Genomic DNA, 16,648 nt, shown 5'->3' on the forward strand with positions numbered 1-16,648 from the left:
TTGTGAACGGCACCGCTTCGGCGGTGCCGTTCGGGTCATGCCGGGCGAAAGTATTGGTACGGCCGTACCAGATTGTGCGACCCTGGGCCCATGTCGTCCTCAGCGTCGCTCGCCGACTACCGGGCCGCCCTCACCGCGCCCGGTGCGGCGGTTCCGGTCCTCGCCTCCGCCGTCGGCCGGTTCCCGATCGCGATGCTGCCCCTGGCGACGCTGCTGTACGTCCAGCGCGAGACCGGTTCGTTCGCCGCCGCCGGGCTGGTGTCCGCGGGGCAGATGATCGGCGTCGCCGCGGGCTCCGTCGCCCAGGGCAGGGTGATCGACCGGCTGGGCCCGAGCCGGCCGCTGCTCCTGATCGTCGCGGCGTTCGTCCTGGCCGTCGCCGCCCTGGTGGCGGCCGTCGAGGCCGGGCAGCCGCTGCCCGTGCTGGTCGCGTTGGCGACCGTCGCGGGGATCGTCCGGCCGGCGCTGGAGGGCGCGTCCCGGTCGCTGTGGACCCGGCTCGTCCCCGCGGGGCCCACCCGGTCGGCCGCCCTGACGTACGAGGCCATCAGCCTGGAGGTCTTCTTCATCCTCGGGCCGGCGATCGCCGCGTTCCTCGTGGCGGCACCGTGGCCGGGCCTCGGCCTCGTCGTCGCCGGCACCGCGATGGCGCTCGGGGCCGGCGGGTTCGCGGTGAGCCGCCCGGCCCGCGGAGTCGGCCGCGCACCCGCTCACGCGGGCGTCTCCCTGCTGGGCGCGCTCGCCCAACCCGGGATGCGCACGGTGGCCGTGGCGGCCCTCGGGTTCGGGCTGGTCATCGGGTCGGTGGAGGTCGGCGTGCCCGCGGTCACCGCGGCAGCCGGATCACCCACCCTCGGTGGCGTGCTCCTGTCGGCGTGGTCGATCTCCTCCGTGCTCGCCGGCGTGCTCTACGGGATGCGCCCCTGGCCGCGCCCGATGCACCTGCGGATGCCGGCGCTCCTCGGCGGCTTCGCCGTGCTCGTCGCCGCGATGGCGTTCGTCGGGCCCACCGGCTCGATGGCGGTGCTCGTGATCACGATGATCCTGTCCGGGGCGCTGATCACCCCACAGGTCACCGGGCACTCCCTCGCGGTCGACATCGCGGCCCCGCCCGGCACGGCCGCCGAGGCGTTCGGATGGGTGATCACGGCCGCCACCCTCGGCATCGCCACCGGCCAGTCCAGCGCCGGGATCGTCGTGGAGACGTTCGGCCCGCCCGCGTCCTTCGTGTCCGGTGGCGTGGCGGGTGTGGCGCTGGCGGCGGTGCTGTGGCTGCGCCGGGCGACCCTCCTGCCGCAGCAGGCGCCGGCGCCGGTCCCGTGATTGCAGCAGAGCCACTTTCATGCCATCTCGCTGCATGAAAAGTGGCTTTCCTGCAACGGGGTCAGGCCTTGCGGAGGTGGTCCAGCTGGGCCCGCACCGAGAGCTCGGCCGCGGGCCAGAGCACCCGGTCGACGTCCGCGTAGACCACCTCCACGACCTGGCGAGGGGTGGTGTCCGGGCCGAGCCGGGCCAGCGCCTCCCGCACCTGCTCCAGCCGCTCCTCCCGGTGGGCGAGGTACGCGGTGGCGACGGTGTGCGCGTCGGGGAGTTCGGGGCCGTGGCCGGGTAGCACCGCGGTGGCGGGAGCGAGCTCGATCAGCCGGCGCAGCGAGTCGAGGTAGGGCCCGAGCGCGCCGTCCGGGTGGGCGATCACCGTGGTACCGCGGCCGAGGATGGTGTCGCCGGTGAGCACGGCCGGGGCGGCGCCCGGACCGGCGAGCAGGAACGACAGCGAGTCCGACGTGTGGCCGGGCGTGGCGACCACCCGCAGCTCGACGCCCGCGGCCGCCACGACGTCACCGTCGCCGAGCGCCTCCGACCCGAGCACGAGCGTGCGGTCGAGGGCCCGCACCGGCGCGCCCGTGAGCTCGGCGAACCGACGGGCACCGCCGGCGTGGTCGTGGTGGCGGTGGGTGAGCAGCACCAGCTCGACCGGGCCCTGCGCGGCCACCCGCTGCAGGTGCTCCTCGTCCTCCTCACCGGGGTCGACCACCACACACGCCTCCTCGCCCGGCGCCCGCAGCACCCACGTGTTCGTGCCGTCGAGCGTCATCGGGGAGGGGTTCTCGGCGAGCAGCACCGACGCCAGCGGGGTCACCGGCCGCAGCACGCCGTACGCGAGGCTCATGCAAGCTCCTCGCTGGCGCTCGTCGCGGGCATTCGCCCAGGCCGCTGTGCCGGTGATTCGCTCGCAAGCTCGCTCATTGCGGGCCGGCCCGGGAAGCCGGCCGCGGGGACCTCGGTGTCGTCGGGCAGCACGGCGACGAGCCGGCCGCCGTCCCTGCGCACCGTGGGCACGATCGGTCGGATCGTCCGCTCCGCCGCGGCGGCGAGCACGGCGGCGCTCTCGCCGAGCCCGGCGATCTCCTGCAGGGTGCGCGCCGTCGGTGCCATCAACCCCATCTCGTCTTCCTCCCAGCGTTCGAGTGCCTCGTCGGGATGCCACCAGAGGGCCTCGACGGCCTCGGTGGTGTGCGCGTCCGCCTCCTGCCCGTCCGGTACCAGCGCGACGAAGAACGCGGTGTCGTAGCGCCGGGGCGAGCCCTGCGGCGTGATCCAACGCGCCCAGGGCTGCAGCAGGTCGGCGCGCAGCACCAGGCCGGTGGCGGCCAGCATCTCGCTGAACGACAGGCGGTGGGCGACGACGTCGGACCGGTGCTGCTGCAGGTCGGCCGGTGTGCCCGGCCCGGCGAGGAGTACGCCGCACTCCTCGAAGGTCTCGCGGACCGCGGCGTGCACGAGGGCACCGGCGAGGTCGACGTCGACCCCGAACCGTTCGGCCCACCAGCGCGGCTCCGGACCGGCCCAGCGGGCGGGGTCCGCGCGGTCGGTGGCGTCGACCCCGCCGCCGGGGAACACGGTCATCCCGCCCGCGAACGGCATCCCCGTGACCCGTCGCTGGAGGAAGACCTGCAGCGGGCTGCGTCCGTGCCGCGGGCGTGGATGGTCCCGCACCAGCAGTACGGTCGCGGCCGGACGCGGGACCACCGGTGCGGAGGGCATGAGCGGAGGCTAGTTGGCGTCGCGGGAGGATGTGCGCCATGGATCGGCTGCGGGTGGGTCTGGTCGGTGGCGGCCCGTGGGCCCGTTCGGTGCACGGACCGGGCCTCGCGGCCCATCCCGGCACCGAGCTCGCGGCCGTCTGGACGCGCAGGCCGGAGGTCGCGGCCGAGCTCGCCGACGAGTACGGCGTCCGGTGCTACGACGACATCGAGGTGCTGTTCGACGCCGTGGACGCGGTCGCCTTCGCCGTGCCGCCGCGGGTGCAGGGCCGGATAGCGCCCTTCGCCGCGGCCGCGGGCAAGCACCTGATCTGCGAGAAGCCGCTCGCGGGCACGGTCGGGGAGGCCCGCGCGGTCGCCGGCGCGGTCGAGCGCACCGGGGTGTACTCGACGATGGTGCTGACCATGCGGCACGCGCCCGCAGTGCAGGACTGGCTCGCCGAGATGCCGCCGGAGCCGGCCGGACCGGACACCGTCGCGTCGGCGAGCTGGATCTCGGGCTCGCTGCTGGGCGGGCCGTACTGCACGTCGTCGTGGCGCGCCGAGGGGGGTGCGCTGTCGGACCTCGGTCCCCACGTGATCGACCTCCTCGACGCCGCCGTCGGGCCGGTCGTCGAGGTGCCGTGGGCGCGGTACGACGAGCCCGACATCTGGCGTTTCGGGCTCCTGCACTCCGGCGGGGCGCAGAGCACCGTGACGTTGTCGATGCGCGTGCCCGTCGACCCGTCGGAGATCGAGTTCACGGTGTTCGGCGGCGCCGGACGCCACCGGCTCGCCGGCCGCGGCGCCGACGCGCCCACCTGCTACGCCGCGCTGCTCGACGAGCTCGTGGCCGCCGTCGACGGCTCCGGCCCGCCGCCCGCGCTCGACGTCACGCGCGGCCTGCGCCTGCAGGAGCTGGTGGCCGCCGTCCGCGCGGCGGTGGACTGACCCGTCCGCGCTGCGCGTCAGCCGGCGTAGTCGGGGGGCGAGCCGCGGTGGCTGCCGTTGGTGGGGGCCCCGTTGGTGATGCGGCGGCCGATCCGCTGCCGGCGGCCCTCGAGGAGCTCGGCCTGCAGGCGGGCCAGCAGCCGGCGGTCGGCGTCGCTCAGCCGGGCGATCGAATCGGGGCGCAGCCCGAACTCCTCGCGGTCCTCGTCGTCTCGTTCGGGCGGCTCGTCGCCGGTGTCCTCCGCCTCCTCACGGGAGGTGGCGGAGCCGTTCTGAGCCGGGTCGTCGGGGAAGCGGTGCCGGGGCACCGGCCGCGGCGCGGGGCGACCGGGCTCGACGTCCTCGACGGGCTCCGGCTCCGGCTGCTCGTCGAATGCCGAGGGCGCCATCGCCCAGGTGCCGGAGAGCCACTCCTGCGACCACTCGTCGTCCTGGGGAGGGGCCGGTTCGGGCCGACGGTCGGCGGCGGGGCGCCGGTCGCCGGGGCCGAGGGGGTCGTCCTCCGGACGAGTGGGGTCCAGTAGCGGTGCGAGCAGCGGCCGGTGCAGCGGCCCGTTCAGCGGATCGCTCAGCGACTCGAAGGCCGGCGTGTCGCGCCGCGGCTCCTGGGGCTCCTGGGAGCGTTCGTCGACGGGTGGTTCGACCTCGTGCTGCTCGTCGCCGACCCGCCGCAGGGACGGGCGCCCGTCGGTGACCGGCTGCGGGCGCGGGATCGGGTTGGGCCCGGTGCGCCTGACCAGCGGGATCGGGTTCGGGGTGGCCCGCGAGATCGGTGTGACGGTGGGGTGGGGCCGGTTGGAGCGCCCCGACAGCGGCGTGGGCGGAGGCGGCTGTGGCGCCGACGGAAGGGGGATCGGTCGCGCCGGGCGGGACTCGTCGTGCACCGCGAGCGGCCGGGGCGCCGCGAGCGGGTGCGGCGACGGCGGTTCCGGGAACGACTCCTCGGCGGCTGCCGCCGGGGCGTCCTCCTCCTCGTCGTCCTCGTCCACCCCGTCGTCATCCACCCGGTCGTCATCCACCCGGTCGTCGAGGTCCTCGTCGTCGTAGCGGCCGTCGTCCTCGTAACCGTCCTCGTAGTCGTCCTCGAGTTCGGCGTCGACGCCCTGCTCGTCGTCCTCGTCCTCGTACTCGTCGTCGTGCCGGTGTCCCGGTTCGGGGGCCAGGCGTGCGGTGACGGACTCGGGCCCCTCGGGCTCCGGCGCGCCTGCGGGCTCCAGCCGCGCGGTGGTGGCGGCCGACTCCTCCGCGGTCGCGCGGTCGTCGTCGTACGGTTCGGCTGCCTCGCCGGCGGGCCGTGGCGCCGGGGACGGCGGTTCGGGTGCGAGGGGGTGGGGATCGGGGGCGAACCGGCGCGGACGGTCGACGGGCGGGGCGAGCGCGTGCCGTTCCACGGGCGGCGCGAGCTGTGGCGGCGGGACGGGCCGCTCGACCTGGGGGGCCGGGCGCCACGGCCGGTCGTCGACGACGTCCTCCCGCAGTTGCACGGCGGCGTCGAGCGCCGCGATGTGGTACGCGGGAACCGGGCCCTCGGCCGGCAGCACCTCGACCGACGCGGGCGCCCCGGCCCGCTCGAGGGCGGCGGCGAGCTGGTAGGCGAGCACCTCGGCCCGGCGGGTGCGGTCGTGCACCCGGACCAGAACGACGGGATGCGGGAGCGGCCCCGGCGCCGTGCCCGCCGGTGTGAGGCGGCGGGCGAGCAGCACGGTGCAGCCGGTGAGCGGGCGGGCGGGGAACTCGAGCAGGGCGCCTGCGACCGGGTCGTTGCCGCCGGGAGGGGCGAACCGGTGCTCGGTTGGGCCGGAGGCGTGGGGCGGCGGGAGCGCTGCGGCGGGCCCGAGGTCGGTGCGGGCGGCCTGGGCCGCCGCGACGAGGGCGGAACGAACCGGCGGCGGCAGCACCGCCCGCGCGGCGACCAGGCTCGCGGTGAGCATCTCGACGGCGCGGGCGTCCTCGCCGAGGGCGACCAGCTCACGGGCCCAGCGCAACAGGTCGTCGTCGACCCGACCGGCCAGTGCCAGCAGCAGGTCGTGCGTCGTGTCCGACGTCGGGTCCTCCACCTGGCCTCCTCCCCTCGTGTCGGTCGCTCCCCTCACGCGCCGACCAGCGCTGTGGCGGATCGCCACAGCGGCCTGGATCCGATGATGGCCGCCTGGTGGTAGTCGGAGCGCTCCCCGTGCGGTGGGAGCACCTCCACGCACGGTGTGCGGTCGCCGTGGGCGCGCATCACCCGCTGGAGTGTCCCGGCGAGCTGCCACGGCCGTTCGGCGCCGAGCACCAGCACGATCCGTTGCGAGTCGCGCCACGACTGGCGTAGCTCGACGCACCCGGGGTGGCCGCGGACGACCGCGAGCACGGAGAGGGCAGGCGTGTCGACGGCGCCGTCGCCGGGCTGGAACGCGGCGCGGGTGGGCGGCGGCGTGGCGGCGGGCAGCACCGCGTCGAGCAGCGGGTGGGCCGATCCGACGGCCGTCTCGAGGAGGTCGCGTTCGGCGTCGGTGATGCCCACGCGGTGGCGCAGCAGCTCGCGGGGAAGGGTGGAGCCCAGCACCTCCCGCCCGTCGTCGGCGAGCCAGTCGCGCATCCGCCACAGCAGCCCGTCGGGGAGCCGGCCGGCGAGCCGCAGGAGCAGCTCGTGGCACGCGGCGTAGGAATCGCTCACGAGTCCTCCCCGCTGGCGCTCGCCGGCCGCGTTCGCGGTGCTGCTGTGTCCATCGGTTCGCTCGCAAGCTCGCTCACGACGCGGCCAGCTCCACGACCAGCTCGACCTCGACCGGGACGCCCAGCGGCAGCTCGGCCACCCCGACGGCGGACCGCGCGTGCCTGCCGGCGTCGCCGAAGATCTCGCCGAGCAGGTTGGACGCGCCGTTGACCACCTTCGGCTGTTCGGTGAAACCGGGCGCCGACGCGACGAACCCGACGACCTTGACGACTCCCGCGACCGCGTCGATGCCGACCAGCGCGTCGACGGCGGCGAGCGCGTTCAGCGCGCAGATGCCCGCGAGCCGGGAGGCCTCCTCGACGTCGATCTCGGCGCCGACCTTGCCCAGGCCGGCCGGCTTGCCGTCGACGAACGGCACCTGGCCCGCGGTGAACACCAGCGAGCCGGAGCGGCGGGCGGGGATGTAGGAGCCTGCCGGGGCGGGGACGGCCGGGAGCGTGATGCCCAGCTCGGCGAGGCGCTCGCTCGGGGTCGCCACCGCGTCAGCCCTTGGCCGGGCGCTTGAACCACGCCACGAGCTGTTCGGGATTGGCGCCGGTGGTGACGGTGACGAGCTCCCAGCCGTCGCGCCCGAAGTTGTTGAGGATGGCCTGGGTGTTGTGGATGAGCACTGGAGCGGTGAGGTATTCCCACCTGACGTCCGACGTACCGGGGGAGGTCATGACAGGTCACTGTAGCCAGCGCCTCACCCCGCTGGGGCGGCCGGTCACGTCCGGCCTCCGTAACCTGGAACGGTGAGTTCACCCGGTTGGCCAGCATCGCTGTCGGAGGCCCGGCTGCACGTCGTCTCCGGCAAGGGCGGCACGGGCAAGACCACCGTGGCCGCCGCGCTGGCGCTGGCGCTTGCCTCCGGGGGCCGGCGCACCCTGCTGGTGGAGGTCGAGGGCCGGCAGGGCATCGCGCAGCTGTTCGACACGGCCCCGCTGCCGTACGAGGAGCGCCGGATCGCGATCGCCCCCGGGGGCGGCGAGGTCAGGGCGCTCGCGGTGGACGCCGAAGCGGCGCTGCTGGAGTACTTCGAGCTGTTCTACCGGCTCGGCATGGCGGGGCGCACACTGCGCAGGATGGGCGCCGTCGAGTTCGCCACCACCCTCGCCCCGGGGCTGCGTGACGTGCTGCTCACCGGCAAGGCCAAGGAGTGCGTCAACCGGCGGGACGCCGACGGGCACCCCGTGTACGACGCCGTGGTGCTCGACGCACCGCCCACCGGCCGGGTGGTGAGCTTCCTCGACGTCACCAAGGCGATGGCCGACCTGGCGCGCACCGGCCCCATCCACAGCCAGGCCGAGGGCGTGGTGAAGGTGCTGCACTCCCCGCTCACCGCGGTGCACCTGGTCACGCTGCTTGAGGACCTGCCGGTCACCGAGACCCTCGAGACCGTCGACGAGCTCACCGTGGCCGGCTTCCCGGTGGGGGCCGTGATCGTGAACCGGGTCCGCCAGCAGTGGCTTCCCGACCGGTCGGTGGCCGCGGCGGCCGGTGGCCGGGTCGACTCCGGTCGCATCCGCGCCGGTCTCGCGTCCGCGGGCGTCGACCTGCCCGCCGACGTGATCGACGGCCTCGTGGGCGAGACCGTGGAGCACGCCGTGCGGGTGCACGGCGAGGCGGCCGCGCTGGCCCGGCTGGAGGAGGCCACCGCGCTGCCCCGGCTCGAGCTGCCGGACCTCGTTGGGGGTGTCGACCTCGGCTCGCTGTACGAGCTCGCCGAGGCGCTGGCCGAACAGGGTGTCGGATCGTGAGCGAGCTTGCGAGCGAACCGATCGGCACAGCAGCCCCGCGAACGCGGCCGACGAGCGTCAGCGAGGAGGACTCGTGAGCCCGCGCCCGGCTCCCGCGCTCGACGTCGACGCGATGCTCGACGATCCCGACACCCGGATCATCGTGTGCTGCGGCTCGGGCGGCGTCGGCAAGACCACCACGTCGGCCGCGCTCGCGATCCGGGCGGCGGAACGCGGCCGCCGCACCGTGGTGCTCACGATCGACCCGGCGCGCCGCCTGGCGCAGGCACTCGGGCTGGAGGCACTGGGCAACGAGCCGGGCCGCGTGGCCGACGCCCGCGGTGACCTGCACGCGATGATGCTGGACATGCGCCGGACCTTCGACGAGATGGTCCACGCCCACGCCGAGCCGGACCGCGCCGAGGCGATCATCGCGAACCCCTTCTACCAGACCATCTCCTCGTCGTTCTCCGGCACGCAGGAGTACATGGCGATGGAGAAGCTGGGGCAGCTCGCGGCCACCGGCGAGTGGGACCTCATCGTGGTCGACACGCCGCCGTCGCGCTCCGCACTCGACTTCCTCGATGCGCCGCAGCGCATGTCCACCTTCCTCGACGGCCGGATGATCCGGCTGCTGTCGGCGCCCGCGCGGGCGGGCGGCCGGGGCCTGCGCAAGCTCGTGGGTGCGGGCTTCTCGCTGTTCGCGAAGGGGGTCTCGACGATCCTCGGCGGCCAGATGCTGGCCGACGCGTCGGCGTTCGTGCAGGCCTTCGACACGATGTTCGGCGGGTTCCGGGAGCGGGCCACGGCCACCTACGCGTTGCTTCGCTCGCCCGGTACGGCGTTCGTCGTGGTGGCCGCGCCCGAGCCGGACGCGTTGCGCGAGGCCGCGTACTTCGTCGACCGCCTCGCCACCGACGACATGCCGCTCGCCGGCCTGGTCCTCAACCGCACCCACCCGGTGCTGGCCGACCTCTCCGCCACGAAGGCCCGCGGGGTGGCCGACGAGCTGCGCTCGGCGCCGCTGGCCGCCGCGGTGCTGCGGCTGCACGCCGACCGCGTGGACCTCGCCGACCGCGAGGAACGCCTGCTCTCCCGCTTCACGGGCGCCCACCCGGGGGTGGCGGTCACCCGCGTCCCGGTGGTCGCGGGCGACATCGCCGACCTGGACGGCCTGCGGGAGGTCGGCGCCCGGCTCGCGGGCGCCGCGGACTCCGCGGCGGAGCCCCTGCGCTCGGCGCGTTAGGGGGCGGCCGGAGGGCCGGCGGCGGTCATGCCGACTCGTCCAGGTGCCGCTGCCGCCGTTCCTCGTGCTCGGCCGCCTTCGCCAGCTGCTCGGCCGTCTCCTCCGCCACCGACTCGTAGTGGGCCGTGCGGGCGTCGTGCAGCAGGTCGGCCCACGAGGAGACGTCCGGCCGGGCGCGCAGGAGCGCTCGCCGCTCCCGCTCCGTCATGCCACCCCAGACGCCGAACTCGATGCGCTGGTCGAGGGCGTGGGCGAGGCATTCCGTGCGCACCGGGCAGGCCCGGCAGAACAGCTTCGCCTCCCGCTGCCGCGCCCCTGTGACGAAGAGGCCCTCGGCGTCGGCCGTCCGGCACCGCGCAGCCGCCCGCCAGTTCCACCGGCCCGTCATGGTCGCTCCTCCCCGGATCGAGTGCTTGTCATGACCAGCACAGACGGATTCTCGGAGCCCGGGGTTCCAGCGGAAACCGAGCAAAACTACTCAATCGCGGTCGGGTGATCTCCCCTACTCCGTTCGGCCGTCCGCGTACCCTGGCGCCCCGTGAGCTTCCCCAGCCATCTCGCTCGGCCGATCGGCCTGCTGCTCGGGCTCGGGCTCCTCGCGGGTGTGGTGGTCGCCGGGATGGCTTTCCCCCTCACCGCCGGCCTCGGGCTGGTCGCGAGCGACACGGGCGACAGCGTCAACACGGTTTCCGCCGACCTCGTCGACGGCCCGCTGCCGCAGAGCACCACCGTCACCGACTCGTCGGGCGTGCCGATCGCACGGTTCTTCGAGCAGGGCCAGAATCGGCACTCCGTCACGGCCGACCAGGTCTCGCCCGCCATGAAGGCGGCCATAGTCGCGATCGAGGACCGGCGGTTCTACCAGCACAAGGGCGTCGACTGGCAGGGCACGCTGCGCGCGCTCGCGGCCAACTCGGCCTCCGGCGAGGTCGTGCAGGGCGCGTCGACGCTCACGCAGCAGTACGTCAAGAACTACATGCTGTACGTGGCGGCGGAGACCGAGACGGAGCGGCTGAAGGCCACCGAGCAGACGCCTGCGCGCAAGCTCAAGGAGGCGCAGATCGCCCTCCAGATGGAGCAGCGGCTCTCCAAGGACGAGATCCTCACCCGCTACCTCAACATCGTCTCGTTCGGCAACGGGGCGGCGGGCATCGCGGCGGCGGCGCGCACCTACTTCAACACCACGCCCGACAAGCTCACCGTGCCGCAGGCCGCCCTGCTCGCCGGGATGGTCAACAGCACGTCGGCGTTCGACCCCGTCACCAACCCGCAGGCGTCACTGGAACGGCGCAACCTGGTAATCCACCAGATGCGCGACCAGCAGATGATCGACGACGCGCAGGCCGAGGCCGCGCTCGCCACCCCGCTCGGCGTGGCCAACCCGCTCAACACCCAGCCCAACGGCTGCATCGGCGCGGGCGACGCCGGCTTCTTCTGCAAGTACGTGGTCGAGTACCTCACCGAGGCCGGCTTCTCCCTCGATCAGCTCAACCGGGGTGGCTACACGATCAAGAGCACCCTCGACCGCAACGTGCTCGACCACATGAAGGCCTCGCTGGACGCGGAGGTCCCGCCGCAGCAGCCGAACGTCGCCAACGTGATGTCGCTGGTGCAGCCGGGCAGCGACAAGCACCGTGTCCTGGCCATGGGATCCAGTCGCGTCTTCGGCCTCGACGCCGAGGAGAAGGAGACGAGCTACGGCCTGCCGTACGAGCCGGTCAACCTGGGTGCGGGATCGACCTACAAGATCTTCACCTCCGCCACGGCCCTCGAGAAGGGCATGGGCATCAACTACCAGCTCACCGTGCCGCCGAGCGGGTACGCCTCGCCGATCTACGTCGACGGCGCGGGGCGCCCGCTCCCGGTCCGCAACGCGAGCGAGAACACGCCCGACCGCATGTCGCTCACCGACGCGCTGGCGACGTCGCCCAACACGGCGTTCATCAAGCTGGAGGAGTTCACCGGCATCCCGCCCGTCGTCGACATGGCGGTGCGGCTCGGCATGCGTTCGCTCGCCACCACCCCGTTCGTCGACCCGGCCACGGGGCGGCCCACCGACCGCTCGATCGCCGAGGTCACCAAGGCCCAGAACCTCGCTTCGTTCACCCTCGGCGTCAGCCCCACGAGCGTGCTCGAACTGGCGAACGTCGGCGCCACGCTGGCGAGCGCGGGCAAGTGGTGCCCGCCGAGCCCCATCGAGTCGATCACCGACAACGCCGGTAAGCCGGTTCCGGTCACCGAGGCGCCCTGCGAGCAGGTCGTCGAGCCCGGGCTGGCCAACGCGATGTTCAACGCGCTCAGCAAGGACGACCTGCCCGGTGGCACGGCGTCCGGTGCCGCCAGCCAGGTGGGCTGGAACCGGCCGATGGCCGGCAAGACCGGCACCACCCAGCAGCACAAGTCGGCCGCGTTCGTCGGGTTCGTCCCGCAGCTGTCCGGCGCGGTGATCACGTTCGACAACTCGCGCGCGCCCCGCCCGCTCTGCGACGGCGCCGGGTCGCCGTTCCCGTGCCGCAGCGGCAACATCTTCGGCGGCAAGACGCCGGCCGAGACCTGGTTCGGCGCCATGAAACCGCTGGTCGATCAGTTGCCGCCGCTCCCGCTACCGACGGTGGAGGAACGCTTCCTCGAGGGCGGCGAGGAGTCCCGGATCCCGGACGTCATCGGTGACCCGGAGAACGAGGCCCGCGAGGAGCTGGAGGACGCCGGCTGGAAGGTGTCGGTGCGCGAGGTCGACAACGCAGCCGACCGCGGCACGGTCGTCGGCCAGGACCCGAACGGGTCGGCGCTGCCCGGCGAGCCCGTCGAGCTCAGCATCTCGAGCGGCGAGGCCCCACCGGCTCCCGACGCCCCGGGCGACGATGACGACGACGATGACGACGACGGAGGGGACGGCGACTGAGCCGTGTCCCGTGGATCTCGGGCGATGTACTCGGGCGTGCCGACAGCTGCGGAACGCCGGGGAACGGATCGGGGTCGACGGCGACTCGGCCGACTGCATGCGGGGCCGGGTGCGGCGAGCCGGGGACGGCACGCCCGCGCAACGGGCCCAGCCGGGCGCCACCCCGCGGCAGAACCCGCTCGCACACCAACTTCGGCGCTCGCACACCAACTGCAGTTGCTGTGCCGGCGCACAAGTTGGTGTGCGACCGCCATCTCGGCGACGACCGCGACATCGGCGACGACCGCGACGTCACCATGACCCTAGGAGGCTTAGCCGGAGCGAGGTGACGGTGCGCGGCGAGCTGTCACCCACCAGGGTGAGTGCCGCGCCGGGACGTCCGGCATCCTCGATCGTGGCGTCCTGCGCGCCTACCATCCGCCCGCGTGACCGCCTGTTCGGATGATGGTTCGTCGTCCGCGCGGGACGGGCCCGGCGACGGCTCGCCCGCGGAACACAGGCCTGAGCCGCCGATCCCCAGGCCACGGGCACCCGGGCGGCCGCCCGACCCGCCGCCGCGGCCCCGGATCGTCGACGAGCCGGGGATCCTCGGGCTGTCCCGGCTGACGCGCGGGCGGTTCGGCTCGCGGCTGTTCAACCTGTTCTTCCTGCTGGTGTTCGTCGTGATCCTGATCCAGATGGTCTCGGCGATCCTCGACCACCCCTGGTAGCGGCCCGCGAGCACCGGGAACCCCCTCGGGTGTCCCCGGCTACCCTGGCCGAGGACAGCGGCCCGCGCTCGGAGGAGGTGAGGAGCGATCGCCACCGAGTCCGCTCCGCCCCGTCCGGCCGGGGGGACACCACAGCTGTCCGCCCCCACCGCGCATCGCGTCCGCAGCGTGCTCGCCATCCCGGCGTTCCGCAGGTTGTGGCTGGTCACGTCCGTCGCGGGGGTCTGCGACTGGATGAGCCTGCTCGCGCTCTCCGCGCTCGCCACCCAGCTCACCAGCGGTTACACGGCGCAGAGCTTCGCGCTCGGCGGGGTGGTGGCCACGAAGCTGTTCCCGGCCCTCGTGCTCGGGCCGCTCGCCGGGGCGCTGGCCGACAAGTTCGACCGCCGCCGCGTGATGGTGGTGTGCGACCTGCTGCGGTTCGTCCTGTTCGTGTCCATCCCGATCGTCGGGTCGTTGTGGTGGTTGTTCATCGCCACGTTCCTGATAGAGATCTGCGCGCTGTTCTGGATCCCGGCCAAGGACGCGTCGGTGCCCAACCTGCTGCGCAGGCCCGACCAGGTGGAGACGGCCAACCAGCTCAACCTCGTGATGACCTACGGCGTCGCGGTGATCACGGCGGCCAGCCTGTTCGCGGTGATCACCCGGGTCGGCGGGGTCGTCGGTGGCAGCGGTTCCGCGCTGTCCACCGTGTTCCTCGCCCTCGTCATGAGCGGGGTCGCGTACCTCGTCATCGCGCTCACGGTCTGGTTCCGCATCCCGGAGATCTCCGGGCGCGCCACGGAGCGCAGGGCAGCGGGCCCGAGCCTGGTCGGGATGCTGCGAGACGGTGCGTCGTTCGTGGTGCGCACCCCGCTGATCCGCGGGCTTGTGATCGGGATCGTCGGCGCCTTCGCCGCGGGTGGCACCGTGGTGGGCTCGGCCACCCTGTACGCCTCCAGCCTCGGCGGCGGCAACGCCGCGTACGGCGTGCTGTTCGCGTCGGTGTTCGTCGGGCTGGCGCTCGGCATGGGGGCGGCGCCGAGGATGGCGCGCCGCATCCCGCACAACCGGCTGTTCGGCGCCGCGATCGTCGCGGCCGGGCTGGCGCTGGTGCTGGTGTCGATCGCGCCGCACCTGTTCGTGGCGATCGCGGCCGTGATGCTCGTCGGCGGGTTCGCCGGCATCGCCTTCCTCACCGGCCTCACGATCATCGGTTCGCAGGTCGCCGACGAGATCCGCGGCCGGATCGTCGCGTTCGTGCAGTCGATCGTGCGGCTCACGCTGCTCGGCTCGATGGCGCTGGTGCCGGTTATCGTCGGCTTCGTGAGCGCGCGGTGGATCCACGTGTTCGGCTATCCGGTCCTGGTCGACGGCACGCGCGTGGTGATGCTGGCCGGCGGGCTCGTGGCCGCGGTCGTCGGCATGCTCGCCTACCGGCAGATGGACGACCGGCGCACCGAGCCGATCCTGCCCGACCTGCTGGCCGCGCTGCGCCGGGGCGAGCCGCGCCACGGAGCCGGGGTGCTGATCGCCGTCGAGGGCGCTCCGGCCGAGGAGACCACCGAGCAGGCGGCCCGGCTGGCGCGCCGGCTGCGGTCGGCCGGCTACCTCGTCGTGGAGCCCGACGACGGGGAGCGGGACCGGGAGCGCTGGACGGCCGCCACGCGGGAGGCGGCGCTCTCCGGCCCGCGGGCGCAGGCCCTCGCGGCCGCGGCGGTGCAGGCCGACCAGGTGGAGCGGGTGATCCGGCCCGCGCTGGCCAAGGGAGCTGTGGTGGTCGTCGACCGATTCCTGGTGAGCAGGCTGGCGCAGTTCGGGGTGGCGGCCGACCGCGCGTCGTCGGCCGGTCAGCCGGAACTGGACCCCGCCGAGCTGGAGAGCCTCGCGGCCTGGGCCACCGGCCGGCTGCGGCCGGACGTCTCGGTGTTGCTCGACCGGGCACCGGTCGCGGCGCCGCCGCAGGTCGGCGGCGTCGCGGGTGAGGAGCACGTGCGCGTGCAACGGCTGCTCACGCGCATGGCGGCGGCGGAGCCGCACCGCTACGTGGTGGTCGACCCGGACGGCCCGGCCGACGAGGTCGCCGAGCGGATCTTCGCCGGCCTGCAGCCGGTGCTCCCGGCCCCGCCCACCCGGGACGTCGATGCGGCGGTCACGCGATGAGAGAGCGTCAGCGAGCGAATCATCGGCACAGAGCCCGCGCGAAGCGTCGGCCGAGCGTCAGCGAGGCCGTGCGTTGAGCGTCTGGGACGAGGTGGTCGGGCAGCCGGCCGCCGTCGCCGAGCTGTCCGCCGCCGCGTCCGACCCGTCGGCGATGACCCACGCGTGGCTCTTCACCGGCCCGCCGGGGTCCGGCCGGTCGGTGGCGGCGCGTGCGTTCGCGGCCGCGTTGCAGTGCCCGCGGCACGGGTGCGGGGAGTGCGTGGCCTGCCACACCGTCCTGGCGGGCACCCATTCCGACGTGCGCGAGGTGGTGCCGGAAGGGCTGTCGATCTCGGTGCGGTCGATGCGCCAGCTGGTGCAGTCCGCGGCGCGCCGGCCGGCCACGGGCCGCTACCAGATCCTGATCATCACCGACGCCGACCGGCTCACCGAGAACGCTGCCAACGCGCTTCTCAAGTCGATCGAGGAGCCGCCGGACCAGACGATCTTCCTGCTCTGCGCGCCGTCCGACCACCCCGAGGACGTCGCCGTCACCATCCGGTCGCGGTGCCGCCCGGTCCCGCTGCGCACTCCGTCGGCACCGGCCATCGCCGACGTGCTGGTCCGCCGCGACGGGATCGACCAGGAGACTGCGAGCTGGGCGGCGTCGGTGGCCGGGGGGCACGTCGGGCGCGCGCGGCGGCTGGCCCGTGACCCGGCGGCGCGGTCCCACCGGGAGCTCGTGCTGGGCCTGCCCCTGCGCGTGCGCAACCTCGGTGACGCGTTCTCCTACGCCGGCGACCTGGTGCGGGACGCCAAGGCCGAGGCCACCGAGCTGAGCGAGAGCCGCGACGCCGCGGAGCGCGAGGAGCTCGCCGTCGCGATGGGCGCGGGCGGCACCGGCAAGGGCGCCGCCGCGGCCGCGCGCGGGGCCAAGGCCGCCGAGCGGGACCTGGAGCGCCAGCAGAAGTCGCGCAACACGCGCACCCAGCGCGACGCGCTCGACCGGGCCCTCGTCGACCTGGCCGGGTTCCTCCGCGACGCGCTGGTGGTGGGTTCCGGCGCGCAGGTGCCGCTCACCCATCCCGACCGCGACACCGACGTGCGGCGGGCGGCCACCGACTGGTCCGCCGAGTCGGTGCTGCGCAGGCTGGAGGCCGTGCTGGCCTGCCGCACCGCGCTCGACCAGAACGTCAAGCCGGAGATCGCGGTCGAGGCGATGATGACGGTGCTGCAAAGGGGATGAGTTGTCGGCGCA

15 protein-coding genes are annotated in these 16,648 nt (G+C 74.2%); 8 read left to right on the forward strand and 7 right to left on the reverse strand.

Annotation, left to right across the window (positions count from 1 at the left end):
- Window positions 1-90: 90 nt before the first annotated feature.
- Window positions 91-1,323 carry an MFS transporter gene (locus ACU436_RS25940; RefSeq protein ID WP_459029540.1) on the forward strand — a complete coding sequence of 411 codons (1,233 nt, stop codon included), beginning with the start codon at window positions 91-93 and terminating at the stop codon, window positions 1,321-1,323.
- A 61-nt stretch (window positions 1,324-1,384) separates the two neighbouring features.
- On the opposite strand, the gene ACU436_RS25945 is transcribed toward ACU436_RS25940, so the two are convergent.
- On the reverse strand, window positions 1,385-2,170 hold the full coding sequence (locus tag ACU436_RS25945) for an MBL fold metallo-hydrolase (protein ID WP_459029541.1): 786 nt from the start codon (window positions 2,168-2,170) through the stop codon (window positions 1,385-1,387).
- Window positions 2,167-3,045, reverse strand: a complete 879-nt coding sequence (locus ACU436_RS25950) for an NUDIX hydrolase (RefSeq protein WP_459029542.1) — start codon at window positions 3,043-3,045, stop codon at window positions 2,167-2,169. Before ACU436_RS25950 ends, ACU436_RS25945 begins: the two co-directional genes overlap by 4 nt.
- A gap of 38 nt (window positions 3,046-3,083) precedes the next feature.
- On the opposite strand from ACU436_RS25950, the gene ACU436_RS25955 reads away from it, so the two are divergent.
- On the forward strand, window positions 3,084-3,974 hold the full coding sequence (locus ACU436_RS25955) for a Gfo/Idh/MocA family protein (protein ID WP_459029543.1): 891 nt from the start codon (window positions 3,084-3,086) through the stop codon (window positions 3,972-3,974).
- A 17-nt stretch (window positions 3,975-3,991) separates the two neighbouring features.
- Here ACU436_RS25955 and ACU436_RS25960 read toward each other — a convergent pair whose 3' ends face one another.
- The 4 genes from ACU436_RS25960 to ACU436_RS25975 form a co-directional block, all read right to left on the reverse strand.
- Window positions 3,992-6,031: a hypothetical protein gene (locus tag ACU436_RS25960; RefSeq protein ID WP_459029544.1), complete on the reverse strand. Its 2,040-nt coding sequence runs from the start codon at window positions 6,029-6,031 to the stop codon at window positions 3,992-3,994.
- Window positions 6,032-6,063: 32 nt separating this feature from the next.
- On the reverse strand, window positions 6,064-6,633 hold the full coding sequence (locus tag ACU436_RS25965; RefSeq protein WP_459029545.1) for a hypothetical protein: 570 nt from the start codon (window positions 6,631-6,633) through the stop codon (window positions 6,064-6,066).
- Between the two features lie 73 nt (window positions 6,634-6,706).
- On the reverse strand, window positions 6,707-7,171 hold the full coding sequence (locus tag ACU436_RS25970) for a RidA family protein (RefSeq protein ID WP_459029546.1): 465 nt from the start codon (window positions 7,169-7,171) through the stop codon (window positions 6,707-6,709).
- Between the two features lie 4 nt (window positions 7,172-7,175).
- Window positions 7,176-7,355 (reverse strand): DUF4177 domain-containing protein, encoded by a 180-nt coding sequence (locus ACU436_RS25975; protein WP_459029547.1) that lies wholly within the window; start codon window positions 7,353-7,355, stop codon window positions 7,176-7,178.
- A gap of 72 nt (window positions 7,356-7,427) precedes the next feature.
- Here ACU436_RS25975 and ACU436_RS25980 point away from each other — a divergent pair, with 72 nt between their 5' ends.
- Together ACU436_RS25980 and ACU436_RS25985 are read left to right on the forward strand one after the other, a co-directional pair.
- The gene (locus ACU436_RS25980) at window positions 7,428-8,432 is read left to right on the forward strand and encodes an ArsA-related P-loop ATPase (RefSeq protein WP_459029548.1); all 1,005 of its coding nucleotides are present in this window, start codon (window positions 7,428-7,430) and stop codon (window positions 8,430-8,432) included.
- 112 nt (window positions 8,433-8,544) lie between these two features.
- Entirely contained in the window at window positions 8,545-9,657 is a 1,113-nt protein-coding gene (locus tag ACU436_RS25985; RefSeq protein ID WP_459029645.1) for an ArsA family ATPase, read from the forward strand.
- A 25-nt stretch (window positions 9,658-9,682) separates the two neighbouring features.
- On the opposite strand, the gene ACU436_RS25990 is transcribed toward ACU436_RS25985, so the two are convergent.
- On the reverse strand, window positions 9,683-10,045 hold the full coding sequence (locus ACU436_RS25990; RefSeq protein WP_459029549.1) for a WhiB family transcriptional regulator: 363 nt from the start codon (window positions 10,043-10,045) through the stop codon (window positions 9,683-9,685).
- A 150-nt stretch (window positions 10,046-10,195) separates the two neighbouring features.
- Here ACU436_RS25990 and ACU436_RS25995 point away from each other — a divergent pair, with 150 nt between their 5' ends.
- From ACU436_RS25995 to ACU436_RS26010, 4 genes are all read left to right on the forward strand, one after another.
- On the forward strand, window positions 10,196-12,559 hold the full coding sequence (locus ACU436_RS25995; RefSeq protein ID WP_459029550.1) for a transglycosylase domain-containing protein: 2,364 nt from the start codon (window positions 10,196-10,198) through the stop codon (window positions 12,557-12,559).
- 425 nt (window positions 12,560-12,984) lie between these two features.
- Window positions 12,985-13,269, forward strand: coding sequence for a hypothetical protein (locus ACU436_RS26000; RefSeq protein ID WP_459029551.1), 285 nt, complete (start codon window positions 12,985-12,987; stop codon window positions 13,267-13,269).
- A gap of 168 nt (window positions 13,270-13,437) precedes the next feature.
- Window positions 13,438-15,411: a bifunctional MFS transporter/dTMP kinase gene (locus tag ACU436_RS26005; RefSeq protein ID WP_459029552.1), complete on the forward strand. Its 1,974-nt coding sequence runs from the start codon at window positions 13,438-13,440 to the stop codon at window positions 15,409-15,411.
- Window positions 15,412-15,484: 73 nt separating this feature from the next.
- On the forward strand, window positions 15,485-16,636 hold the full coding sequence (locus ACU436_RS26010) for a DNA polymerase III subunit delta' (RefSeq protein WP_459029553.1): 1,152 nt from the start codon (window positions 15,485-15,487) through the stop codon (window positions 16,634-16,636).
- Window positions 16,637-16,648: the final 12 nt, after the last annotated feature.

The organism is Pseudonocardia wallangbongensis, from assembly GCF_054486945.1.